Consider the following 22,412-nt stretch of genomic DNA (forward strand, 5'->3'; position numbering starts at 1 on the left):
TGACCCACCGTTAACCCGGAGGCCCGGGGCGGGACACCTAACCCACCGGCCCACGAGCCCCGGTCCCGGCCCACGCACCCGGCCGGGGGGCCTTTTCGGATCTTCCGAAACGGCCCCTCGGGGACGAAGCGGTGCGCGCCGGGTCGACTCAGGGGGCGATGTCGAACTTCGGGGCCTTGAGGTCCTTGAGGCAGCTGGTGTCCGGGGCCGTGGGGGTGTCGAAGAAGGAGCTGGTGATGGCCTGGGCGCACTTCGACGTGGCGAACACGACGTGGGGCTCGTACGGGACCGTGACGACGGTAGCCCGGGGCAGGGTGCGGGCGACGTACGGCCCGTTGCCCGCCGCGGTCTGGGCGTCGAACCCGCCGGAGAGCGCGAGGGTGGGGATGTCGCTCTTCGTGACGTCACGGATGGAGGGGGGCGCCGCGGGGACGTTCCAGGCGTCGCAGTCCGGGCGGAGGAAGGTGAGCAGCGGGGCCTGGGCCTGTACCGACCGGGGGAACGACGGGAAGGCCTCCTGGCCTCCGCGCAGTGCTTGGGCCTGGGTCTCGTACGGGGTCCACTCGCTGCAGAAGACGCCGTAGGCGAGCCCGTGGGACAGCCGGCCGGTGGCCTGGGGGCTGTACTTGCCGGCCGCCCACTGCTCGGCGATCCGCTGCGGCTTGCCGTGCGCCAGCTCGTCGAGGGCGGCGGGTACCTGGGGTGCCACGTGGGTGGCGGCGGTCATCCAGTTCACCAGGGCTCCGCCGTCCAGGACGACCTTCACCTGCTTCTTGCTGTCGGGAAGGGTGATGGTGGTCGTGACGGGCTTGGCTTCGAGGTCGCGGACGAGCCGCTCGAAGGTCGCCTGAAGGTTCGGATAGCGGCGGTTGCAGGCGGGCTGCTCGGCGCAGGCCTTGAACAGGCCGCCGAAGCCCTGCCGGGCGGCCTTCCAGGTCACGGCCGACCCTCCGGTGGACGGCGGCAGGATGCCGTCGATGCCGACCGACCGGATTCCCTCGGGGTGCAGGCGCATGGAGACGAGCGCCAGCTGGGTGCCGTAGGAGATGCCGAACAGGTTCCACTGCTCGAGGCCCAGTGCGGTGCGCAGGTCCGCGAGGTCGGCGGCGCTCTCGATGTCGTTGTACGCGCTGAGGTCGGCCCCGCTCGCCGCCAGTTTCTCGCGGCAGGCCTTCGTGGCCGCGACGTGCTCGCGCTCGGTGGACGGCGCGTCGGAGACGAGGCCGGTCGCGCGCGCGTTGAACTCGTCGACGTTGCGGCAGGTGAGGGCCGGGTCGGCCGAGTACGTTCCGCGCTGGGACATGAAGATGACGTCCCGGTCGCGGTTCAGGCCGCCGTCGATCGCCATCTTCGCCTCCCCGACCGCGTCGTCGCCGGGTCCGCCGGCGAGCCACACGATCGGGTCGGGCTTCGGCTTGTCGGTCGCCGCCGGCACGATCGCGACACCGAGTCTGATCTTCCGGCCGTCCGGCTTGCCGCGGTTCTCGGGCACGGTGAGCGTGCCGCAGCGGGCTCCTTCGAGCTCGGCGACCGGGTCCGCCGTCTTCGGGCAGGGGCCCGGTTCGAAGCGGGCATCGCCCACCGTGCGGGCGACCGTGCCGGTCGCTCCCGCGGGCGTCTCCTCCTGAGCGCCCGCCGGCACGGCGAACAGACCGGTGAGGAGCACCCCGGTCGCCGCTGCCGCCGAACCGGTACGCAACCGTCGTACGTGTGACCGTGCCATCGTTCCTCCACGTCACTTCGGGGTGATCGTGAACGGTTCCCACCGGAGCCCTGCCACGCAGGCAGCATCGGGTGCGGTCGGTCGGGCGAAGAAGGACTCCAGCACCTTCTGGGCGCAGGGTGACTGCGGGACCACCCAGTGCCCGATCCCGGGTACCTGCACGGTGGTCGAGCGCGAGAGCGTCCGGGCGGTCTTCTGCGCCCAGCTGGCCCCGGTCTTCATGTCGAACGTCCCGTTGACGAAGAGCGTCGGCACCGAGCTGGTGGTGGCCACCCGTTGGACAGCGGTGCGGTCGGGGACGTTCCAGAGACGGCATATCGCTTCCTGGAAGGGCAGTTGGGGCGCCTGGGCCTGGACCGGTCGGGGCCATGCGGGGAATGCTTCGCGGCCCGCCTTCAGCACGTCGGCCGGCGAGTGGTCCGGCGCCCATTCGCCGCACACCACCGACTGCGTCAGGCCGTGGGCGGTCTGACCGTCCACCTCGGCCGAACCGGCGGCGCGGGCCCGGGCGAAGCGCTCAGGACGTCCGCGGCTGAGTTCGTCGATCGCCGCCGGGACGTCGGCGAACGGGATCGCCTTGGCGACCAGCAGGTTGACCAGCGCCCCGCCGTCGAGGACGACCTTCACCGGGTCCCCGCCCTGCGGCGGCCGGACGTTCAGCGTCAGCGGCTGGGCTTCGAGCTTGCGCACCTGCTCGTTCAGGGTGCGCTCGAGGTCCGGGTAGCGGCTCTTGCAGCGGGGTTCGGCGGCGCAGGCCTTGTAGAGGTTGTCGAGCCCCTCCCGGGCGCTGGCCCAGGCGAACGGCAGGGAGACGTACGGTGCGGGGGCGGCCGAGTCGAGCGCCACCGCGCGGATCCCCCGGGGGTGCAGGCGCAGGTAGGTCAGGGCCAGATTGCTGCCGTAGGAGTGGCCGTAGACGTTCCATTCCTTGATGCCCAAGGCCGTGCGCAGGTCGGCGAAGTCGGCCGCGTTCTCCGTACTGTTGTAGGCGCTCAGGTCGGTCCCGTCGGCCGCCAGGCGCTCCCGGCACTGCTTCACCGCCTCGAGCATGCGCCGCTGCGTCTGCGGCGCGTAGGAGGGGAGCCCAACGGACTGGGCGGAGAAGTGGTCCAGCTCCGGGCAGGCGAGGTTGGGCGTGTCGTAGAGGTTGCCGCGCTGGGCCATGACGATCAGTTCGCGGTCCTTGTTCAGTCCGGAGGAGACCAGGAACGGGATGTCGTCGAAGGTCTCGCCGCCGGGGCCGCCCGCCATGAACACCACAGGATCCGGGGAGGGCTTCGCCGAGACGGGCGGGATGACCGCCACGGCCAGCTTGATGGTCCGGCCGCCGGGACGGGCACGGTTCTCGGGGACCTCCAGGACGCCGCACTTGGCGGTGGCCAGCGCTTCGATCGGTTCAGGTGGCTCGGGGCAGGGTCCGGGCACGAACCGCGACGCGGCGGCCGCGCCGGGGCCGGTGCCGGGGCCGGTGCCGGGCCCGGCGCCGTCAGGGGCGGGGCCGTGCGGTGGTGCCGCACCCGCCGGTGTCTGGCCGAGGGCCGCCAGGAGGGCCAGAGCGGCCCCTGCGACCGGCACACCGATGTGGAAGCCGTGCTCACCCATGTGATCCCGTTCCTCTGCCGATCGACGGCCGCACCGCTGGGCGATGCCACGGCGGTCTGGGCGGAACGCACCTCATCCACGGTACTCAGGGGCCCTAAGACGCGCACTCCGGCAGACGCCCACCAGGGCGGGAGGCGGCCACCAGGGCCGGAGGCGGCCACCGGTACATCGGGCAGGGCGGTCGGGCCGACGGCGACACGCGCGCCGGATGCGGCGGATCTCCGGCCCGGTCGACGAGGATCGCACCGCGGCCGCCGCCCCGGCCGGACGCGTCCCTTCCCCCATCGAGCCGGAGTCACCATGGCCCCACCCTCGGACCCGCCCGGCCCACGCCGCTCCGGGACGTCGATGCTGCCGGTCCTGGTTCCCCTCGTGGTCCTGATCGTGGCGGCGGTGGCCGTGGGGTCGTGGCTGCAGTTCACCGAGCGGCAGGTGATCGACACGGTCCACACCGTCGGATCCACGGCCCCCGACCGGGTGGACGTGGAGGCCGACGTGCAACGCGTGGACGCCGCGGCCAGAGAGCTGGTCCTGCGGATCCGGGTCACCCCGCGCGGGAACCTGGGCGAGATGGACGGGACCGCCCCGGTGGCCGATCTCATCCTCCAGACCTCCAAGGCGACCCTCGGTGACCTGGCGTTCACGGCACACGAGCGGATCACGACCAAGGACCTTCAGGTCGCGCTCACCGATGGATCGATCAGCGACTACCCGTTCGACTCCTATGAGACCCAGGTGGGGTTCTGGGCACTGCTGGGCGGCAAGGAGGTGCCGGTACGGCTGCTGTTCTCCAACAGCGACACGCTCTTCTCGGTCTCCTCGACACCCGCCGCCTCCCGGCAGGAGGCCCTCACGGAGGTGAAGTTGTCCCGGTCGGGCAGCCTGCTCGTCTTCGCGGCCTTCATGATGATCGTGATGTGGGCGCTGGCCGCGTCCGTGCTCCTCGGGGCCTGGTACGTGACGACGCGCCGGCAGGGCCTGGTCTGGCCCGCCCTCGCGTGGATGGCCGCCACCCTCTTCGCCCTGTCGGCGTTCCGCAACAACGCTCCCGGCACGCCTCCGATCGGCTGCGTGCTGGACTGGTTCGCCTTCCTCTGGGCCGAAACCGTCATCGCCCTCTGCGTGATCGCCGTCGTCGTCACCGGCGTCCACACCGCTCTCCGGGCGGACGACACGCAGCCCGCATAGGCGTGTCCGGTGCCGGGCTGCTCCCTGATCCGCTGGGCCAGCCCTTCGTCGTACGTCATGCGCCCACTCTCCCGCAGGGCCCCGCGACGTGCCGGGCGGAGCGCCGCGCGCGACCATGGGGACATGGAACCGCCGTCCCTGGGCGATGTCAGCAGCCCCGGCCGCGTGGCAGATGCCGGTGAAGGCATCGGCGCGGACGAGCTGGCACTCGCTGCGCGCAACCACGGGATGCCGCTGGAGGCGCTGCGCTACGAGGTCACACCGGCGGGGCTGCACTACGTGCTGGTCCACTACGACATCCCCGTGGCGAACGACGACGAGTGGCGGCTGACCGTCGGCGGGACGGTCCGCACGCCGCTCAGCCTGGACCTGGCCGCCCTCCGCGCGCTCCCGGCCGTCACGACCCGGGTCACCATGGAGTGCGCGGGCAACGGCCGGGCCCGGCTCTCGCCCCGGCCCGTCAGCCAGCCCTGGCTGGTCGAGGCCGTGGGCAGCGCCGACTGGACGGGCGTACCGCTTCAGGCGGTGCTCGACGCGGCCGGGGTACGGCCCGATGCCGTCGAAGCCGTGTTCACCGGCGCCGACCACGGCGTGGAGCGGGGCGTCGAGCAGGACTACCAGCGCAGCCTTCCGCTGCCCGTCGGCGCGGACGTACTGATCGCCTACGCCATGAACGGCACGCCCCTGCCCCCGCAGCACGGGTACCCGATCCGTCTGGTCGTCCCCGGCTGGTACGGCATGGCCCACGTGAAATGGCTGCGCGACATCACCCTCGTCGACCGCCCGTTCACCGGCTTCCAGCAGACGGTCGCCTACCGTTACAGGCAGACCCCGGAGGAGCCCGGCGAACCGGTCACCCGGATCGCGCCGCGCGCCCTGCTCGTACCGCCCGGGTTCCCGGACTTCATGTCCCGCACCCGCGTCGTGCACCCGGGGCCCGTACGGCTGGAGGGCCGTGCCTGGTCGGGGCACGGGCCGGTGGTACGGGTCGGGTTCAGTTCCGACGGAGGGCTGACGTGGGCCGACGCAGAGGTCGAGCCGCCCGAGCCGCATCCGGCGGCCTGGCAGGCCTGGCACACGGAGTGGACGGCCACCCCGGGCCGTCACACCCTGACGGTCCGGGCCTCGGACGCCTCGGGCCGCACCCAGCCCCTCGAACAACCGTGGAACCGTGGCGGCTTCGGCAACAACGCCGCCCAGCGAGTCCCCGTCGTGTGCCGCTGACTCCCGGCACGGGGTCGGACGGGGCGGCGGCCGCATCACGGCACCGGGCTGACCGACCCGCTCATGCCCGGCGCCGGCCCCGCGCGGCCCATGCGCGCGCACGCAGCGGGATGGAGCCGTCCGCTTCCCGGGGGAGGGCCGACCGCAGCCGCTCGCGCAGCGCGGCGCGGCGCTCCTCGGGGAGCGCGGCCACGTAGGCGGGCGCCGGTCCCTGCCCTCCCAGGAACGGCTTCCAGTAGTCGTCGAACCCCGAGAACCGGGTGAGGACGCCGATCTCCTCGACCTCGACGTCCTCGAGCCCCGCCCCGACCAGCAGCGCGCCCAGCGGCGCCCGCCCGCACAGTGGAAACCTGACGGCCTCGTCCAGGGCACGGGCGTCCGGGTCCAGGGCGCGCGCGGCGTCCCAGAAGGCACGGATCGCCTCCATGCCTCCGTCCCCGTAGTCCCAGACGTACGCCCCCACCGACCCCCCGGGCCGGACCACACGCGCCATCTCGGCCGCCGCCCGGGGCGCGTCCGGCACGAAGTTGAGGACGAGCCCGCTCACCGCGACCGAGGCCGTGGCCTCGGCGAAGGGCAGGTGGACGGCGTCGGCCAGGACGAACCGGGCCCGTCGGTCGCCGATGGTCCTCCGGGCGTACTCGACGTAGCCCTCCGACGGGTCGACGCCGACCACCATCGCCGGTTCGGCCACGTCCAGCACGGCCTGCGTCACCGCACCCGTGCCGCACCCGACGTCGCGCCAGCTCCCCGCAGGGGCCGCGCCCATCCAGCGGACGAACCGGTGGGCCACCAGGCGGCTCCACCGCCCCACGTACGGCTCGTACGCCTCGCCGGCCACCCACATCGGCCCACACCTCTCCGGAAGTCACCGCCCCCGGACCAGCCTGCCCCGCCGACGGGCCGCGAGGCGGCACCACCGCGCCGGCCCCGGCCCGGTCCCGTGGTGGGTGTCCTCTCAGGCGTAGTGGCGGTAGACCGCCTGGGCCACGCAGGCCGGCTTGGTGCTGCCCTCGACCTCGATGGTGAAGGTGAGGGGCATCTGTACGCCGTCGCCCTTGATGCCCTCCACGGTGCCGACGGCGCCGTGCAGCCTGATCCTCGCGCCGACGGGGACGGGGCTGGGGAAACGGACCTTGTCCAGGCCGTAATTGACGCTCATGGAGATGCCGGTGATGTCCAGGAGCTCGCCGAACATCGGGATGATGAGGGAGAGGGTGAGGTACCCGTGGGCGATCGGGCCGCCGAACGGGCCGGTCTCGGCCTTCTCCGGGTCGGTGTGGATCCACTGGTGGTCGTCGGTGGCGTCGGCGAAGGTGTTCACCCGTTCCTGGGTGATCTCCTGCCAGGCGGTGTGGCCGAGGTCGGCTCCGCTGAGGGAGATGAGGGCGTCGAGGCCGTGGGCGGTGACGGGCATGGCGCATCGGTCCGTTCGGTAGGGAGTGAGGGGTTGAGCGGCCGGGCGGAGAAACGGCTCCCGGCGGGGCACGGGTGACGCACGGGCAGCTCGCCCGCGGGGGCGGGTCACCCCGTGTAGCGGTCGCGTACGTCGGGTTTGACGATCTTTCCGGAGGCCGTGCGGGGCAGGGCGTCCGTGAAGACCACCGACTTGGGAATCTTGTACTTGGCGAGTCGGCCCTGGAGGTGGCCGAGCAGGTCGGGCTCATCCGCGCGGCGGCCGGAAACGAGGACGACGACCGCGCGGCCGACCTCGCCCCAGACCGGGTCCGGCACGCCGACGACGGCACACTCCTCGACGTCGGGATGGGTCAGGAGGACGTCTTCGACCTCGGCCGGGTAGACGTTCTCGCCTCCGGAGACGAACATGTCCTTCACCCGGTCGACGACGTAGGCATAGCCGTCGGAGTCGAGCCGGGCGACATCGCCCGTAGACAGCCAGCCGCCGTCGGTGAAGGCGGCCGCGGTGTCCTCGGGCCGGTTCCAGTAGCCGCTCATCACGTTCGGGCCCTGGACGAGTACCTCGCCCCGCTCCCCGGGAGCGGCGTCCTTCCCGTCGGGCAGGACGACGCGCGTGTCGGTGAAGAAGTGGGGTACGCCGGCGGAACCGGGCTTGGCCGCGGCCTGCTCCCGGTCCAGGAAGAGGACGCCCGGGGACGCCTCGGTCATCCCGTACCCCTGGCTGAAGGCCAGGCCGCGGTCGAGGTACGCGGCGATGGTACGGGCCGGGACCGGCGCGCCGCCGCAGTTGAGGGTGCGCAGGCTGGACAGGTCGGCCGTGGCCCAGCGGGGCCGGGCGGCCATCGCGTCGTACATCGTGGGGACGCCGAACATGTAGGTGACACGGCGGCTTTCGACGGTTTCCAGGACCCGCTCGGGGTCGAAGGCGTCGAGCAGCACCACCCGGCCGCCCTTCAGGAGGGTGGGCAGGCAGGTCATGTTGAGGCCGGCCGTGTGGAACAGGGGTGCCACGACCAGGGTGACCTCGTCGCCTGCGAGGTCGGTGTCGACGATCACGTTGACGCTGTTCCAGATGATGTTGCCGTGGGTGAGTACGGCGCCCTTGGGCCGGCCCGTGGTCCCGGAGGTGTACATGATCATGCACGGGTCGCCGGGGGCGACGGCCTCGTTCAGGGGCCCGGGCGCGTTCGCGGCGAGCAAGTCCTCGTAGACGAGGCCCGCGTGCCCGGGCGCGGCGAGCGTGATCCGGTGCCGCACCACGCCGGCCTCGTCGGCCGCGGCCCGGGCGGCTTCCGCGTGCTCCGGTGCGTGGACGAGCACCGTACTGCCGGAATCGGCCAGGTTGTACGCCAGTTCCGGCGCCGCGAGCCGGGTGTTGAGCGGGACGAAGACCGCCCCGAGCACACCGGCGGCGAACAGTGTCTCCAGGAACGCCGGATGGTTGGGGCCCAGGTAGGCGATCCGGTCGCCGCGCGCAACGCCGAGGGCGCGCAGGGCGTTGGCGAGACGGAGGACGCGCTGGTGCAGTTCCCGGTAGGTCCGGGTGCGGTCCCGGTGGACGAGCGCGATGCGGTCGGGGCTCCTGCGGGCCCGGCGTGCCGGCCAGGAGCCGATGCCTTGGTTCAACACGGCGATTCCTTCAGTCGGTGAGCAGGCCGAGCAGGCGGGCGGCGTTCTCCTTGAGGATCTTCGGCCGGACCTCGGGCTTGATGTCGAGCGTCTCGAAGTCGGCGAGCCAGCGGTCGGGGGTGATGACCGGGTAGTCGGAGCCGAAGAGGACCTTGTCCTTGAGGAGGGTGTTGGCGTACCGCACGAGCTGGGGCGGGAAGTACTTCGGGGACCAGCCGGACAGGTCGATGTGGACGTGCGGCTTGTGGGTGGCCACCGCCAGGGCCTCGTCCTGCCAGGGGAAGGAGGGGTGGGCGAGGATGATCCGCAGGTGCGGGAAGTCGACGGCCACGTCGTCGACCAGCATCGGGTTGGAGTACTTCAGCCGGATGCCGCCGCCGCCCGGGACTCCGGCGCCGATGCCGGTCTGGCCGGTGTGGAACAGGGCGGGGACGCCGAGCTCCTCGATGGCCTCGTACAGCGGGTAGGCGAGGCGGTCGTCCGGGGCGAAGGCCTGGAGGCTGGGGTGGAACTTGAACCCCCGCACGCCGTACTCCTGCACCAGGCGCCGCGCCTCCAGCACTCCGGCGCGGCCCTTGTGCGGGTCGATGCTCGCGAACGGGATCAGCACGTCGGCGTGGGCGGCGCAGTTCTCCGCGACCTCCTCGTTGGAGATCCGCGGATGCCCGGTGGCGTGTTCGGCGTCGACGGTGAACACGACCGCCGCCATGCGCCGTTCGCGGTAGTGGCCGGCCATCTCCTCGATGGTGGGCTGCCGGTGTCCGTGGGCCTTGAAGTACTTCTCGGAGGCGCCGAGCAGTTCGGGGCCGAGCGCCGTGCGGCCGTCCTTGGCGACCTCGGCGTGCGTGTGCATGTCGATCGCGGTCAGCCGGTCGAGGTCGAGCGCGGGTTCGTAGGCGCGGTCGCCCATGTCACGCCTCCGGGGCCTGGGGCGCGGGGATGCCGTAGGTCTCGGGTTCGGCTCCGACGCCACCGGACCACTGCGCCGCGATCGCCTCGGCGCTCCAGCCCCCGTCGGCGAAGGCGGTCGCCTTCTCCTTGGGGTGCGCCCACAGTGCGAGGCGGTCGCCGCCTATGCCGATGGCCTGTCCGGTCACGTCCTTCGCGGCGTCGGAGGCGAGGAAGGTGATGAGCCCGGCCACGTCCTCGACGGTGCCGAGGCCCTCGCCCTTGCGCAGCCAGTCCGGCAGCGGGCTCCCGGTGCGCTCGGACTCCTCGATGACGGGGGCGAAGGCCGGGATGGTCCTGGTCATCTCGGTGGCGGCGACCGGGACGACCGCGTTGACGGTGATGCCGGAGCGGCCCAGTTCCATGGCCCAGGTACGGGCCATGGCCACGATGCCGGCCTTGGCGGCGGCGTAGTTGGTCTGGCCGAAGTTGCCGCGCTGTCCGGCGGGCGAGGAGATCAGGACGAGACTGCCGCCGGTGCCCTGCTCGCGCATCCGGACGGCGGCCGCCCGGGCACAGGTGAAGGTGCCGCGCAGGTGGACGCGTACGACGTCGTCGAAGTCCTCGTCGGTCATCTTCCACAGCACGCGGTCGCGCAGGATGCCGGCGTTGGTGACGAGCACGTCCAGCCGGCCGAACTCCCGTACCGCGGCGTCCACGAGCTCCTGGGCCGCCGCGCCGTCTCCGACGGCCGCGACGGCTCCGGCGGCCGTGCCGCCCTCGGACCGGATCGTGGCGACGGCGGCGTCGACCGTGTCCTGGTCCACGTCGTTGACGATGACCGCGGCGCCGGCGCCGGCGAGGGCCCGGGCGTATCCGAGGCCGAGGCCGCGTCCGCTGCCGGTGACGACGGCGACCTTTCCGTGCAGATCCATGAGGGTGCCTCTCGTGAGCGGTGAGGTGGGCGGGATGCCGGAGCTCCGGCGGACGGCCGGGCTCGATCGACAGGAATCCTGTTGAATGACAGTTTCATCAATCAACAGGATTCCTGTCAATGCTTTAGGCTGTACCTGCCATTCACCCGGGCACCACCACAGGAGGACGAACGTGAGCACCTCGCTGCTCTACCTGGTCAAGCGGACGGAACTCGCGGTGCGCGCCCGTCTCGAAGAGCTGGTCAGGCCCGCGGGCATCACCGCCCTGCAGTACACCGCCCTCACCGTCCTGGACCGGCACGACGGCATCTCCGCCGCCCAGCTCGCCCGCGACTCGTTCGTCACCGCCCAGACCATGGCCGACATGGTCCGCGCCCTGGAGAGCCGCGGCCTGATCCGCCGCGAGCCGAACCCCGGCAACCGCCGCGAACGCCTCGTCCTGCTGACCGAGGCGGGCAAGGGGCTCCTGGACGAGTACGCCCGGCCGGCCCGCGCGCTGGAGGAACGCATGGTCGCCGAGCTGACCCCGGAGGAAGCCGACGGGTTCCGGCGGGCCCTGCAGCTCACGTGGCGCTCCCTGACCTGACCGCACGGGGCGCCGCCCGCCGGGTTCGCGCCCGCCGTCCGGCCCTCAGCCGCCCGCGCCCAGCGCGGTGCCGCGCCGCGGCACCGAGCTGAGCAGGAGCCGCGTGTACGGGTGCTCCGGCGCGTCGAGCACCCGGTCCACGGGGCCCGACTCCATCACCCTGCCCGACTTCAGGACGAGCACTTCGTCCGCGATGTGACGTACGACGGCGAGGTCGTGCGTCACGAACAGGAAGCCGATCCCCGCTTCGCGGCGGATCTCCCGCAGCAGTTCGAGGATCTGGGCCTGGATGGACACGTCCAGCGCGGCGACCGCCTCGTCCAGGACCAGTACCCGGGGCTCCACCGCGAGGGCGCGCGCGATCGCCACGCGCTGGCGCTGCCCGCCGGACAGATCGCGCGGCAGGGCCGCCGCCTCGCGGGTCCCGAGGCCGACCTGATCCAGGTGCCCGGCGACGCGGACCCGGCGCGCGGCGGCGTCCAGGCCGGTGTGCAGCCGCAGTACCTCGTCCAGACAGCCGCTCACCGTCACCCGCGGATCGAGCGACTGGTAGGGATCCTGGAAGACCATCTGGATCTCCCGCGCCCGGGAGATCCGTTCGGCGCGGCCGCGGGCCCGGGCCGAACGGTCCCGGCCGTCGAGCCGGACCGTACCGCCGTCCGAGTGCTCCAGGCCCACGAGCATCCGGACCGTCGTCGTCTTGCCGCTGCCGGACTCTCCGACGATCGCGAGCGAACCACCGGGCGGCAGCGAGAACGACACCCCGTCGACCGCCTTGTGCTCCCCGTACCGCTTGTGCAGCCCCTCGACCACCAGTCCCTTCGTCACAGCGTGATTCCTTCCTCGGCGCGCAGGCACGCGGCCAGCCCCTCGCCGTGCGGTGCGAGTACGGGCGTCTCCTGCGCGCAGCGCGGCACCGCGTGCGGGCAGCGGGCGGCGAACGCGCAGCCGGGCGGGGCCTCGGACAGGGAGACCGGCCGGCCGCGGATGGGCCGGGGCGGGGGCGCGCCCGCCTCGATGCGCGGAGTGGAGGCGAGGAGCCCCGCCGTGTACGGGTGGCGGGGCCGGTCGAAGAGCTCGTCGGTGGAGCGGGTCTCGACGATCCGGCCGGCGTACATCACGTACACCCGGTCGCAGATGGCCGAGGCCAGCTCCAGGTCGTGCGTGACGAAGAGCATCCCGGTGCCGCGCTCGGCGCGCAGCCGGGCCAGGATCCCGATCACCTCGGCCTGGGTCGTGACGTCCAGCGCGGTGGTCGGTTCGTCGGCGAGGAGCAGGGCCGGCTCGGCGGCGAGGGCCGCGGCGATGACGACCCGCTGGAGCATGCCGCCGGAGAACTGGTGCGGGAAGCGGCGCAGGGCGCCGCGCGGATCGCGGATGCCGACGGCGTCGAGGAGTTCCTCCGCCCGGGCGGAGGCGCGGTCGGCGGGGGTGCCGCAGGCGCGCAGCCCTTCGGTGAGGAAGTCGCCCACCCGGCGCAGCGGGTTGACGGTCGCGCGCGGGTCCTGGAAGACCATGGCGACCTCGCGGGCCCGCAGTCCGGCCAGCTCCCGCGGGCGCATGCTCAGCACGTCCCGCCCGGAGACCCGGACCTGACCGCTGGCGCGGGCTCCCGGGGGCAGCAGTCCGAGGACGCTGCGGCAGGCGACCGACTTGCCCGACCCGGACTCGCCGACCAGGCCGACGGTCTCCCCGGGCCGCACGGTCAGGCTCACGCCGTCCAGGATGGGCCGGGCGGCCCGGTCGTCCGGGAGTCGTACTCCGAGCCCGTCGATCTCCAGGACGGGCGTGGTCGATGGCGTGGTCATGGCGTTCACCTCTCCCGCCTCGCGATCCGGTCGGCGAGCCCCTCGCCGACGATTCCGAACGCCACGACCGCGAGCACGACGCACGCGGCCGGCGCGAGCGCCGGGAGCATCGCCCCTTGCAGGACGGCCCCCTGGCCCTCGTTGATCATGGCGCCCCAGTCGGCGGCCGGCGGCTGGACGCCGAAGCCGAGGAAGGACAGGGCCGCCAGGTCCATCAGCGCGTACCCGAAGTTCATCGCGGACTGGGCGAGAACGGTCGGCGCGATGTTCGGCAGGAGGTGACGGACGCAGACCGTCCAGCCGGACCAGCCCTGCACCACGTACGCCTCGATGTACGGCCGTTGCTTCTCCTGCCGGGCGATGCCGCGCACGAGCCGGCCCACGTACGGGGTGTAGGCGACGGACATGGCGATGACGGGTGCGGTCATGCCGGAACCGAGGACGGAGACGAGCAGGATCGCCAGCAGCAGTCCCGGGATCGCGAAGACGAGGTCCATCGAGCGGGACAGGAGGGTGTCCGCCCAGCCGCCCCGCCAGGCCGCCACCACACCCAGCAGCAGGCCGAGCAGGGTGGAGACGGCGACGACGAGCAGCGGTCCCAGGAGCCCGGTGCGGGCTCCGTGGAGCAGCCGGGACAGGATGTCCCGCCCCGACTGGTCGGTGCCGAGCAGGTGGTCACCGCTGGAGCCGGCGAGGCTCGCGGCGAGGTCGACCGCCTCGGGGTCGTAGGGGGCCAGGACGGGGGCGAGGACGGCGACGAGGACGAGCGCGGCGAGCACCGCGACCGAGACCGCGAAGAGGGGACCCTGGCCGAAGACGCGCAGTCCGCGCAGGCCCGGCCTGCGGTACGGCACCGTGGTGAGGGTGGAGGTCATGGAGAGCCTTCCCCGGGGGAGAGACGGGGGTCGATGAGCGGGGCGAGCAGGTCGACCGCGAGGTTGACGAGGACGAAGGCCGCCACGCTGATCAGGGTGACGGCCTGGACCACGGCGAAGTCCTGCGCGGTGACCGACTGCACGAGCAACGAGCCGAGCCCCGGCACGTCGAACGCGGTCTCCACGATCGACGTGCTGATGAGCAGGCCGGCGAGCATGGTGCCGCCGACGGTGACGACGGGACCCAGCGCGTTGCGCAGCACGTGCCGGCGCACCACGTTCCGTCCCGCGACGCCCCGGGCACGCGCCACCTCGACGTGCTCGCGGCCGAGTTCGTCGAGCATCGCGGAGCGCGTGACCCGGGCCAGCAGGCCCGCGAACGTCAGGGCGAGCGCGACGGACGGCAGGGTGAGCTGGTGGAGCCGGGCGCCGAAGCCCTCCGCGACGCCGCCGCCCGGGCCGGGGAACCAGCCGAGCTGGACCGAGAAGACCGAGACGAGCACGATCGCGGTGACGAAGGAGGGAGTGGCGGTGGCGACTCCCGTGCCGATCAGCACCATCCGGTCGAGGAGTCCGGGGCGCAGCGCGGCGAGGATGCCGACGCCCACCCCCAGGACGACGACGAGCAGGGCCGCGTAGCCGACGAGGAGGGCGGTGCCGGGCAGCCTGGAGCCGATGAGCGCGGTGACGTCCTGGTGGTACTGGGCCGAGCGGCCGAGGTCGCCGCTCAGGACGCCGCCGAGCCACTTGCCGTACTGCACGACGACGGGGTCGTCGAGGTGGTGCTCCGCGCGCAGGGCGGCCACGGCCTCGGGGGTGGCCGGGCGGCCGTGCAGGAGGAAGGTCACCGGGTCACCGGGGGCCAGGTGGATCGTGCCGAAGACCACGACCGAGGTCACGAACAGCACGGCCACCAGGCCCAGGAGCCGTCCGATGAGGAAGCGGGTCATTTCTGTGCGGCCCCGATCTTCGCGGCCCACGGGTAGTAGAGCTGGGATATGCCGGTGGGGGCGCCGGTGATCCGCTTGCCGAGGAAGACCGAGTACGGAGCCTCGTACAGGGGGATGACGGGCATCTCGCGCAGGGCGATCTCCTGGAGCTTCGCGGTGAGGTCGGCGCGCTTGGCCGGGTCCGGCTCGGAGTTGGCCCGGTCGAAGGCGATGTCGAATTCGGCGTTGGACCAGTAGCCGTAGTTCCCGAAGTCGCCGCTGCGCAGGTACTGGTAGAACTCCAGCGGGTCCGGCGTGTTGTCGTAGCCGTTGGTGATGACGAGGTCGAGCCCCTCACGGGCCTTCGGGTCGACGAAGAGGCTGCTGTACGCGTCCGGGGAGACGGCCTTCAGCTTGATGTCGAGGCCGATCTGGCGTCCGGCCGCCTGCACCGCGTTGGCGACGACGCTGATCTCGGGGGCGAGCGAGCTCGTCACGAGGGTGATCGAGCGGCCGGCGGCGCCGGCCTCCTGGACCAGCTTCTTGGCGGCCGCGACGTCATGGGGCAGGTCGGGCAGCGTGTCGTAGTGCTCGGCGGCCTTCTCCGGGACGAGCGCCCAGGCACCGCGTGCCGCGGGAGCCTTGGCGGGGACGCCGACGCCGCCGGCCGCCGCGTTGACCATGTTCTTCCGGTCGAGCGCCATGGACAGGGCCTGGCGGACCTTGAGGTTGCCGAGCGGGCCCTGGAAGTCGAGGACGGCGAGGTTCGCGGCCGCGGTGTTGGGTCCGAAGAGGACCGTTCCGTTGCCGCTCGCCCGCAGCTGGGCGAGGGAGGAGGACGGCACCATGTAGCCGCCGTCGGCGGTTGCGGACAGGAAGGCGTTGGAGCGGGCGGCCGGGTCCTCGATGAAGGTGAACTTCACGGACCGGGACTTCGGGGCGAGCACCTTGTCCCAGTACGCCGGGTTCTCGCGGAGGGTGATGCTGTCGCCCTGCGCCCACTTGTCCAGGGCGAAGGGGCCGGTGCAGTTCAGGGCGCTCTTCGGGGTGCCGTAGTCCTTCCCTTCCTTGGCGAGGGAGGCCGCGCTCACGACGGTGCCGGGAGAGGCCGCCATGAGTTCGTGGAAGAGGACGTCGGCCTTGACGAGGCGGATCGTCATTTCCAGCGGGCCGGTCGCCTCGACGGACTTGACGTTCTTGAAGGACGAGGCCCACGGGGAGCCGGTGGCCGGGTCCATCTGGCGCTGGAGGGAGGCGACGGCGTCGTCCGCGGTCAGCGCCGTGCCGTCGTGGAACTTCACGCCCGGCCGCAGGGTGTAGACGAGGGTGAGCGGGTCGGGCTGCGCCCACTTGACCGCGAGACCGGGCTCGACCTTCAGGTCGGGGGTGACGCGGAGCAGCTGCTCGCAGACGTTGGCGAGCACGGTGTTCGGCGGGTAGTCGTACGCGAGGGCGTAGTCGAGGGTGTACGGCTCGGAGTACAGCGACCACGTGAAGGAGTCCAGGGGGCCCTGGGCGGGCGGTGAGGTCGGGGTGACCTCGAAGGCGGCGCCGCCGGCGGCGCCGGCCGGGGGCCGGGTGGCGCCGGAGCAGGCGGTGAGGGAGGAGGCCGCGAGCACGGCGGTACAGGCGAATGCGATGAATCTGGGGGTACGCATGCAGATCCACCCCTTTACGGGTGTTGTGACGGGCACGGGGGGATGGAGCGAGTATTGATGCGGGAACGTTCCCGCACAAGACTTCGGCGAGGATTGCGGGAACGGTTCTGCGCAGGTGGGGAGGATGGCAGCATCGGTCTCATGACCGAAGATTCAGGGCGCGGCGAGCAGCCCGCCCCGCGCGTACGGCTGGTGGACGTCGCCCGGGAGGCGGGCCTGTCCAAGACGACCGTCTCCGCGGCGCTCAACGGCACCGGCCGGCTCTCCCCCGACGTGCGGGAGCGGGCCCGCGAGACCGCGCGCAGGATGGGCTACCGGCCCAACGCCACCGCGCGCCAGCTGCGCGCGGGACGGGCCCGGCTGATCGGATACGTGGTCGGCGAGCTGGCCGACGCCCCCTGGACCTTCCTGGAGTCGCCGTACTTCGCCCGGCTCACCGGGGCCACCGCCGCCACCGCGCTCGCACGCGGCTACGCGATGGTGCTGCTGCCCGCCGGCTCCCTGCAGAGCGAGTGGTCCGCGCTGCCCCTCGACGCCGCGATCGTCGTCGACCCCGTCGCCGACGACCGGATCGTCGAGGACCTGCTCGCCGCCCGCATCCCGGTCTTCAGCGACCGTTCCGTGGAAGGCCGGCAGGAGGCCCACTGGGTGGACGTCGACGCCGTCGACGCCGTCCACCGGACCCTGGACCACTTCCTGGCCCAGGGCGCCCGGCGGCCCGCGCTGGTCGTCCCGGACAGCACCACCCGCTTCCACCGCGAGGTGTTCGCCGCGCACCACGACTGGTGTACGGCGCACGGACTGCCGGAGCTGGCCGTACGGGCCGCGGAGCCCGGCAACGGGCCGGTGGTCCGGGCCGTCGAGACCGCGCTGACGGCCGGACCGCGGCGCCCCGACGCCCTCTTCGTGGTCGCCGAGGCCAGCCCGCCCCTCGTCCTGGACGCGGCCCGACGGCACGGCTACCGCGTTCCGGACGACCTGCTCCTCGCCTGTGTCAGCGAGGACGACGCGGCCGCGCACACCGAACCACCGGTCACTACGCTCAGCCTGCGCCCCGACGCCGTCGCCGAGGCCGGGATCGAACTGCTGGTGGCCGTTCTGGAGCACGGGCGCAGGGAGACCCGCGGGGTTCTCGTACCGGTCCGCCTCGAAGTCCGTGCCTCCTCTGTACGGCATCCTCAGCCCGCGAACACGAGCTCGCCGCCCACATAGGTCCGCTCCACGCGCGCCTCGGCGATCTCCTCCGGGGGTGCGGCCAGGATGTCCCGGTCGAGCACCACGAGGTCGGCCAGATGGCCGGGGAGGAGGCTGCCCGCGTCGTCGAGCCGGCTCACGTGCGCGGAACCGGCGGTGTAGGCGGCGATCGCCGAGAGGAGGTCGATGCGCTGCTCGGGCAGGAACACCCGCTCGTCGTCGGTCCCCGGCTCCCGGCGGTTCACGGCGACGTGGATGCCCGCGAGCGGGTCCGGGCTGGAGACCGGCCAGTCGCTGCCCGCCGCCAGGGTGGCCCCCGACCGCAGCAGACCTCCGAACGGGTACTGCCAGGCGGCGCGCTCCGGTCCCAGGAACGGGATGGTCAGCGCGTCCATCTGCGGCTCGTGCGCCGCCCACAGCGGCTGGATGTTCGCGAGGGCGCCGAGCGCGGCGAACCGGGGCAGGTCGTCGGGGTGGACGACCTGCAGATGGGCCAGGTGGTGCCGGTTGCCGCGCCGCCCGTTGGCCGCCACGGCGGCCTCGACCGCGTCGAGCGCCTCGCGTACCGCACGGTCGCCGAGCGCGTGGAAGTGGACCTGGAAGTCCAGCGCGTCCAGCGCGGTCACGTGAGCGCGCAGGGCCTGCGGATCGACGAAGCTCAGCCCGCTGTTGGCCGTGGCGCAGCCGCAGCCGTCCAGGTACGGGGAGGTCAGCGCGGCCGTGAAGTTCTCCGCGATGCCGTCCTGCATGATCTTGACCGACCCGGCCCGGAACCGCCCGTACGCCAACTCCTTTCGGCGCTCGACCAGTTCGGGTATCTGCTCGGCACCGCGTTCGCGGTCCCACCACAGCGCGCCGGACACGCGGGCGGTCAGCGACCCGTCCCGTGCGGCGGTCATATAGGCCTCCGAGGGGTCGCCCATCCCGTTGAAGGCGCCGAGCAGCGCGTCCTGCCAGCCGGTGATGCCGAGCGAGTGCAGCAGTTCCTGCGCCCGCAGCAGGCCGGCGAGCCGGTCCTCCGGCGTACTGGGCGGCACCAGCCGCGCCACCAGAGCCGTCGCGCCCTCCTGGAGCATTCCGCTGGGCGTGCCGTCCGGCTCGCGCTCGATGCGTCCGTCGGCCGGATCCGGGGTGGCGGCGCTCAACCCCGCCCGTTCGAGGGCCCGGGTGTTGGCCCAGGCCCCGTGGTGGTCGCGGTTCGAGAGCAGCACCGGCCGGTCCGGCACCACCGAGTCGAGCAGCTGCCGGGTCGGCAGTCCGCCGGCGAAGCTCTCCATCGACCAGCCGCCGCCGGTGATCCACTCCTGCTCGGGGTTCGCGTCCGCGTAGGCCCGGATCCGCTCCAGGTACGCGGCGACGTCGACGATCTCGGTCAGATCGCACTGCGCCAGCTCACTGCCCCCGCCCACCGCGTGGACGTGCGCGTCCTGGAAGCCGGGCAGCAGGAGCCTGCCCGCGAGGTCGACCACCTCCGTACGGGGCCCGATCAGCTCCCGCACCTCATCGTGGCCGACCGCGGTGATCCGCTCCCCCGTGACCGCGAGCGAACTCGCCCGGGTACGGGCCGGATCCATGGTGAGGACAGGACCTCCGGTGAAGACCAGATCGGCGTGAGGCATGCGGCGGCTCCCTTGCGTGCGGATGCGCTGGACGGAATGCGTACGGACGGCCCGGACGGCCCGGACGGCGTGGGCACGAATGCGCGGAACGGTGACGGGCGCCATGGAAGCCCGCGAGCCGTTTACACGTCAATGGTGTTGACGTAACGTCCTGGCCATGTCCGAACGCGTGGTACCCGAGGGCAGTCGGCAGCGCAGCCGCCCGACCAAACACGGCGCCGTCCTCTCCGAGCGCCTCATCGTCGACACGGCACTGCGCCTCGTCGAACAGCACGGCGCGAAGGCGCTCTCGGTCCGCAGGCTCGGGGCCGCGCTGGGCGCCGACCCCACCGCTCTCTACCGCTATTTCCGCAACACCGACGCCCTGCTCCTCGCCCTCGCCGACGAGCTCATCGGCCGCGCCCAGGAGGGCTGGACGGCCACCGGCAACTGGCGGGAGGACCTGCGCTCGATGGGCCGGCGCATCCACGCCTCGTACCTCGCCCAGCCCCAGGCCGCGCTGCTCGCCGCCCACCGCACCACCGGCCGCCCCCACGAGACCCGGGCCGTCGAGACCATCCTCGGCATCCTCCGAGACGGCGGCTTCCCCGACGCCCTGGCGGTGCGGATCTATCACGCCTTCGTCGACCAGTCGCTCGCCTTCGCCGCCCAGGACGCCGCGGCGGCGGCCCTGCCGCCCTCGGCGGCGACGGCCGACGCCGACGTCTGGCATGCCGCGTACAGCCGCGTCCCCGCCGACACCCACCCGCACATCGCGGCGACGTACCCCCTCCTGGCCGTCGACATGCGCGACAGCGGCTACCCCTTCGCTCTGGAGCTGATGCTCGTCGCCGCCGCCGCACTGCACCCGGACGCGGGGCGGTAGCGCCCACGGACCGGGCCTGCGCAATCCACCCGAAGGCGCTTATGTCAACATCATTGACCTTGTCGCGTCCGACCGGGTCTCATGGGCGGCACCTCGGAGGAAAGCCCCCGCGCGCGGGCTCCTCCGCCACCCGAAGGAAGCCACCATGGACCCCCTGCTCTCGCTCCGGGACGCCGATCCGACCCCGTTCTGGCTCGACGATCCGCGCCGCCCCCGCGCCACCCCCGCCCTCGTCGGCGGCACCACCTGCGACCTGCTGGTCGTCGGCGGCGGCTATACCGGGCTGTGGACCGCCCTCGCCGCCAAGGAGCGCGACCCGTCCGCCGACGTCGTCCTGGTCGAGGGCGACGAGGCCGGCGGCGCCGCCTCCGGCCGCAACGGCGGCTTCTGCGAGTCGAGCCTCACCCACGGTCTCGCCAACGGCCTCGCCCGCTGGCCCGACGAGATCGGTGTCCTCGAACGGCTCGGCCGCGCGAACCTCCAGGCCATGGAGGACACCCTCGCCCGCCACTCCATCGACTGCGACTGGGAGCGCACCGGGTCCCTGGTCGTCGCCACCGAGCCCCATCAGGTCGGCTGGCTCGCCGAGGAGGCCGAGGCGGCCGCCCGCTACGGCGCCACCACCACCGTCCTCGACGCCGACGCCGTCCGCGCGGAGATCGACTCCCCCACCTTCCTGGGCGCCGTCTGGAACAAGAGCGACACCGCCATGGTCAACCCGGCGCGGCTCGCCTGGGGCCTCAAGCGCGCCTGCCTCGACCTCGGCGTCCGCATCCACGAGCACACCCCGGCCCTCTCCCTCGAAGAGCACGGCGCCGTCGTCCACGTCCGCACCCCCTACGGCCGGATCACCGCCGGGCGCGTGGCGCTCGCCACCAACGCGTACCCCTCCCTGGTCCGCCGGCACCGCCTCTACACCGTCCCCGTGTACGACTACGCCCTCATGACCGAACCGCTCGACGGTCAACAGCTCGCCTCCGTCGGCTGGCACCACCGGCAGGGCTGGGCGGACCCCGCCAACGCCTTCCACTACGTGCGGCTCTCCACGGACAACCGGATCCTGTGGGGCGGCTACGACGTCGTGCACCAGCGCCGGGTCCGCGCCGAGCACGACCGGCGCCCCGAGACGTACGCGACGCTCGCGCGCCAGTTCTTCCGCACCTTCCCGCAGCTCGAGGGCATCCGCTTCAGCCACGCCTGGGGCGGCGCCATCGACACCAGCACCCGCTTCTGCGTCTTCTTCGACACGAGCCATCGCGGCAAGGTCGCCTACGCCGCCGGCTTCACCGGGCTCGGCGTCGGCGCCAGCCGGTTCGGCGCCGAGGTCATGCTGGACCTCCTGGCGGGCGAGCGCACCGAGCGGACCGCCCTCGACCTCGTACGCCGCAAGCCGCTGCCCTTCCCGCCCGAACCCGCCCGCTCCCTCGGCATCGGCATCACCCAGCGCTCCCTCGCCCGCGCCGACCGCAACGAGGGCCGCCGCGACCTGTGGCTGCGGACCCTGGACCGCCTCGGCCTCGGCTTCGGCAGCTGAGCGAGCGCGCCCTCAGCCCCGGTCCCCGGCGGCCCGCATGCCCCGGGAACGGGCCGTCTCCGCCGCCGCCTCGGAGCCGAGGAGAGCGAGGACTTCGCGGGCCCGGCCCGGTCGGGTGGAGGCGGCCAGTACGCCTCCGCTGAACGTCGAGGTGATCTCGGTGTCGCCGGGCAGGGGGCCGACGATGACGACGCCCGGCAGGTCCATCAGTTCACTGTGCTGCTGGAAGGCCAGGTCGGCCCGGCCGGACGCCAGCATGCTGCCGGCCGGCACCCCCGGTGGCGCTTGGACGAGCCGGTCCCGGAGCGATGCGGCGAGGTCCAGCCGGGTGATGAGATCGAGGAGGGCCGTGCCGCTGGGGCCCGTCGAGTAGGCGATCCTCTTCGCGGACAGGAGGGCGGCCCGCAGGTCGGGCTCCGAGCGCAGTGCCGGCACCGGTGTTCCCTCCGGCACGGCCGCGACGACCCGGGAGACCCACAGCGGGCGCACCGTGTCCCCGAGGAGGTGCCCCTCGGCCGCCAGTTCCGCGATGGCTCCTTCGGCCAGCACGAGGACGTCGGCCTCGGCGCCCCGGCGCACCCGCTGGGCGATCTCGACGCCGCCGGCGGATTCGAACCGCACCGCGATCCCGTGCGCGAGGCGGATCTGTTCGGAAAGCTCGGCCAGAATCAGCCGCGTCGCCATCGAGGACAGCCCGGAGGCGTCTCGGTCCATGTCGCCTCCTTGTGTCCGGCAG

20 protein-coding genes are annotated in these 22,412 nt (G+C 72.9%); 6 read left to right on the forward strand and 14 right to left on the reverse strand.

What is annotated here, in order from left to right; genetic code table 11:
• Positions 1-148: 148 nt before the first annotated feature.
• Positions 149-1,723, reverse strand: a complete 1,575-nt coding sequence (locus ACWF9Z_RS26565) for an alpha/beta fold hydrolase (protein ID WP_453605874.1) — start codon at positions 1,721-1,723, stop codon at positions 149-151.
• A 12-nt stretch (positions 1,724-1,735) separates the two neighbouring features.
• Positions 1,736-3,325, reverse strand: coding sequence for an alpha/beta fold hydrolase (locus ACWF9Z_RS26570; protein WP_453605876.1), 1,590 nt, complete (start codon positions 3,323-3,325; stop codon positions 1,736-1,738).
• Between the two features lie 300 nt (positions 3,326-3,625).
• On the opposite strand from ACWF9Z_RS26570, the gene ACWF9Z_RS26575 reads away from it, so the two are divergent.
• Together ACWF9Z_RS26575 and ACWF9Z_RS26580 are read left to right on the forward strand one after the other, a co-directional pair.
• The gene (locus ACWF9Z_RS26575) at positions 3,626-4,513 is read left to right on the forward strand and encodes a DUF4436 family protein (RefSeq protein ID WP_453605878.1); all 888 of its coding nucleotides are present in this window, start codon (positions 3,626-3,628) and stop codon (positions 4,511-4,513) included.
• A 123-nt stretch (positions 4,514-4,636) separates the two neighbouring features.
• Positions 4,637-5,737: a sulfite oxidase gene (locus ACWF9Z_RS26580; protein ID WP_453605880.1), complete on the forward strand. Its 1,101-nt coding sequence runs from the start codon at positions 4,637-4,639 to the stop codon at positions 5,735-5,737.
• A gap of 61 nt (positions 5,738-5,798) precedes the next feature.
• Here ACWF9Z_RS26580 and ACWF9Z_RS26585 read toward each other — a convergent pair whose 3' ends face one another.
• From ACWF9Z_RS26585 to ACWF9Z_RS26605, 5 genes are all read right to left on the reverse strand, one after another.
• On the reverse strand, positions 5,799-6,584 hold the full coding sequence (locus tag ACWF9Z_RS26585) for a class I SAM-dependent methyltransferase (RefSeq protein ID WP_453605881.1): 786 nt from the start codon (positions 6,582-6,584) through the stop codon (positions 5,799-5,801).
• Positions 6,585-6,695: 111 nt separating this feature from the next.
• A complete protein-coding gene (locus ACWF9Z_RS26590) occupies positions 6,696-7,154 on the reverse strand; it encodes a MaoC family dehydratase (RefSeq protein WP_453605883.1) in 459 nt (152 codons plus the stop codon).
• A 107-nt stretch (positions 7,155-7,261) separates the two neighbouring features.
• Positions 7,262-8,785, reverse strand: a complete 1,524-nt coding sequence (locus ACWF9Z_RS26595; protein ID WP_453605884.1) for an acyl-CoA synthetase — start codon at positions 8,783-8,785, stop codon at positions 7,262-7,264.
• Between the two features lie 10 nt (positions 8,786-8,795).
• Entirely contained in the window at positions 8,796-9,695 is a 900-nt protein-coding gene (locus ACWF9Z_RS26600; protein ID WP_453605886.1) for an amidohydrolase family protein, read from the reverse strand.
• Position 9,696: 1 nt separating this feature from the next.
• Complete coding sequence (locus tag ACWF9Z_RS26605) at positions 9,697-10,608, reverse strand: SDR family oxidoreductase (protein ID WP_453605887.1); 912 nt, start codon at positions 10,606-10,608, stop codon at positions 9,697-9,699.
• Between the two features lie 172 nt (positions 10,609-10,780).
• Between ACWF9Z_RS26605 and ACWF9Z_RS26610 the strand changes: the two genes are divergently transcribed.
• The gene (locus ACWF9Z_RS26610; RefSeq protein WP_453605889.1) at positions 10,781-11,194 is read left to right on the forward strand and encodes a MarR family winged helix-turn-helix transcriptional regulator; all 414 of its coding nucleotides are present in this window, start codon (positions 10,781-10,783) and stop codon (positions 11,192-11,194) included.
• Between the two features lie 45 nt (positions 11,195-11,239).
• Here ACWF9Z_RS26610 and ACWF9Z_RS26615 read toward each other — a convergent pair whose 3' ends face one another.
• Genes ACWF9Z_RS26615 through ACWF9Z_RS26635 form a run of 5 tightly spaced genes read right to left on the reverse strand, consistent with a single transcriptional unit; the run spans position 11,240 to position 16,464 of the window.
• Positions 11,240-12,022 carry an ABC transporter ATP-binding protein gene (locus ACWF9Z_RS26615; RefSeq protein ID WP_453605890.1) on the reverse strand — a complete coding sequence of 261 codons (783 nt, stop codon included), beginning with the start codon at positions 12,020-12,022 and terminating at the stop codon, positions 11,240-11,242.
• Complete coding sequence (locus ACWF9Z_RS26620; RefSeq protein ID WP_453605892.1) at positions 12,019-13,002, reverse strand: ABC transporter ATP-binding protein; 984 nt, start codon at positions 13,000-13,002, stop codon at positions 12,019-12,021. The genes ACWF9Z_RS26615 and ACWF9Z_RS26620 overlap by 4 nt, the downstream gene beginning before the upstream one ends.
• Positions 13,003-13,007: 5 nt before the next feature.
• Positions 13,008-13,877 (reverse strand): ABC transporter permease, encoded by an 870-nt coding sequence (locus ACWF9Z_RS26625; RefSeq protein ID WP_453605893.1) that lies wholly within the window; start codon positions 13,875-13,877, stop codon positions 13,008-13,010.
• Entirely contained in the window at positions 13,874-14,827 is a 954-nt protein-coding gene (locus ACWF9Z_RS26630; RefSeq protein ID WP_453605894.1) for an ABC transporter permease, read from the reverse strand. Before ACWF9Z_RS26630 ends, ACWF9Z_RS26625 begins: the two co-directional genes overlap by 4 nt.
• Complete coding sequence (locus ACWF9Z_RS26635) at positions 14,824-16,464, reverse strand: ABC transporter substrate-binding protein (protein ID WP_453605895.1); 1,641 nt, start codon at positions 16,462-16,464, stop codon at positions 14,824-14,826. The genes ACWF9Z_RS26630 and ACWF9Z_RS26635 overlap by 4 nt, the downstream gene beginning before the upstream one ends.
• A gap of 141 nt (positions 16,465-16,605) precedes the next feature.
• Between ACWF9Z_RS26635 and ACWF9Z_RS26640 the strand changes: the two genes are divergently transcribed.
• Positions 16,606-17,676, forward strand: coding sequence for a LacI family DNA-binding transcriptional regulator (locus tag ACWF9Z_RS26640; protein ID WP_453605897.1), 1,071 nt, complete (start codon positions 16,606-16,608; stop codon positions 17,674-17,676).
• Here the strand turns inward: ACWF9Z_RS26640 and ACWF9Z_RS26645 are convergent.
• Positions 17,643-19,277 (reverse strand): amidohydrolase, encoded by a 1,635-nt coding sequence (locus ACWF9Z_RS26645; protein ID WP_453605899.1) that lies wholly within the window; start codon positions 19,275-19,277, stop codon positions 17,643-17,645. The genes ACWF9Z_RS26640 and ACWF9Z_RS26645 overlap by 34 nt on opposite strands.
• Positions 19,278-19,434: 157 nt before the next feature.
• Here ACWF9Z_RS26645 and ACWF9Z_RS26650 point away from each other — a divergent pair, with 157 nt between their 5' ends.
• Together ACWF9Z_RS26650 and ACWF9Z_RS26655 are read left to right on the forward strand one after the other, a co-directional pair.
• Entirely contained in the window at positions 19,435-20,142 is a 708-nt protein-coding gene (locus ACWF9Z_RS26650; RefSeq protein ID WP_453605900.1) for a helix-turn-helix domain-containing protein, read from the forward strand.
• Positions 20,143-20,287: 145 nt separating this feature from the next.
• Positions 20,288-21,676, forward strand: coding sequence for an NAD(P)/FAD-dependent oxidoreductase (locus ACWF9Z_RS26655; RefSeq protein ID WP_453605901.1), 1,389 nt, complete (start codon positions 20,288-20,290; stop codon positions 21,674-21,676).
• Positions 21,677-21,688: 12 nt separating this feature from the next.
• Here ACWF9Z_RS26655 and ACWF9Z_RS26660 read toward each other — a convergent pair whose 3' ends face one another.
• Entirely contained in the window at positions 21,689-22,390 is a 702-nt protein-coding gene (locus ACWF9Z_RS26660) for a substrate-binding domain-containing protein (protein ID WP_453605903.1), read from the reverse strand.
• Positions 22,391-22,412 lie beyond the last annotated feature (22 nt).

The sequence above is a fragment of the Streptomyces sp. NPDC054961 genome, assembly GCF_053609145.1.

Coding starts and splice junctions, on each gene's coding strand:
- ACWF9Z_RS26630 (WP_453605894.1), bottom strand. CDS start 14,827: ATGACCCGCTTCCTCATCGGACGGCTCCTGGGCCTGGTGGCCGTGCTG.
- ACWF9Z_RS26660 (WP_453605903.1), bottom strand. CDS start 22,390: ATGGACCGAGACGCCTCCGGGCTGTCCTCGATGGCGACGCGGCTGATT.
- ACWF9Z_RS26635 (WP_453605895.1), bottom strand. CDS start 16,464: ATGCGTACCCCCAGATTCATCGCATTCGCCTGTACCGCCGTGCTCGCG.
- ACWF9Z_RS26645 (WP_453605899.1), bottom strand. CDS start 19,277: ATGCCTCACGCCGATCTGGTCTTCACCGGAGGTCCTGTCCTCACCATG.
- ACWF9Z_RS26650 (WP_453605900.1), top strand. CDS start 19,435: ATGTCCGAACGCGTGGTACCCGAGGGCAGTCGGCAGCGCAGCCGCCCG.
- ACWF9Z_RS26565 (WP_453605874.1), bottom strand. CDS start 1,723: ATGGCACGGTCACACGTACGACGGTTGCGTACCGGTTCGGCGGCAGCG.
- ACWF9Z_RS26580 (WP_453605880.1), top strand. CDS start 4,637: ATGGAACCGCCGTCCCTGGGCGATGTCAGCAGCCCCGGCCGCGTGGCA.
- ACWF9Z_RS26590 (WP_453605883.1), bottom strand. CDS start 7,154: ATGCCCGTCACCGCCCACGGCCTCGACGCCCTCATCTCCCTCAGCGGA.
- ACWF9Z_RS26640 (WP_453605897.1), top strand. CDS start 16,606: ATGACCGAAGATTCAGGGCGCGGCGAGCAGCCCGCCCCGCGCGTACGG.
- ACWF9Z_RS26600 (WP_453605886.1), bottom strand. CDS start 9,695: ATGGGCGACCGCGCCTACGAACCCGCGCTCGACCTCGACCGGCTGACC.
- ACWF9Z_RS26605 (WP_453605887.1), bottom strand. CDS start 10,608: ATGGATCTGCACGGAAAGGTCGCCGTCGTCACCGGCAGCGGACGCGGC.
- ACWF9Z_RS26570 (WP_453605876.1), bottom strand. CDS start 3,325: ATGGGTGAGCACGGCTTCCACATCGGTGTGCCGGTCGCAGGGGCCGCT.
- ACWF9Z_RS26575 (WP_453605878.1), top strand. CDS start 3,626: ATGGCCCCACCCTCGGACCCGCCCGGCCCACGCCGCTCCGGGACGTCG.
- ACWF9Z_RS26625 (WP_453605893.1), bottom strand. CDS start 13,877: ATGACCTCCACCCTCACCACGGTGCCGTACCGCAGGCCGGGCCTGCGC.
- ACWF9Z_RS26620 (WP_453605892.1), bottom strand. CDS start 13,002: ATGACCACGCCATCGACCACGCCCGTCCTGGAGATCGACGGGCTCGGA.
- ACWF9Z_RS26655 (WP_453605901.1), top strand. CDS start 20,288: ATGGACCCCCTGCTCTCGCTCCGGGACGCCGATCCGACCCCGTTCTGG.
- ACWF9Z_RS26585 (WP_453605881.1), bottom strand. CDS start 6,584: ATGTGGGTGGCCGGCGAGGCGTACGAGCCGTACGTGGGGCGGTGGAGC.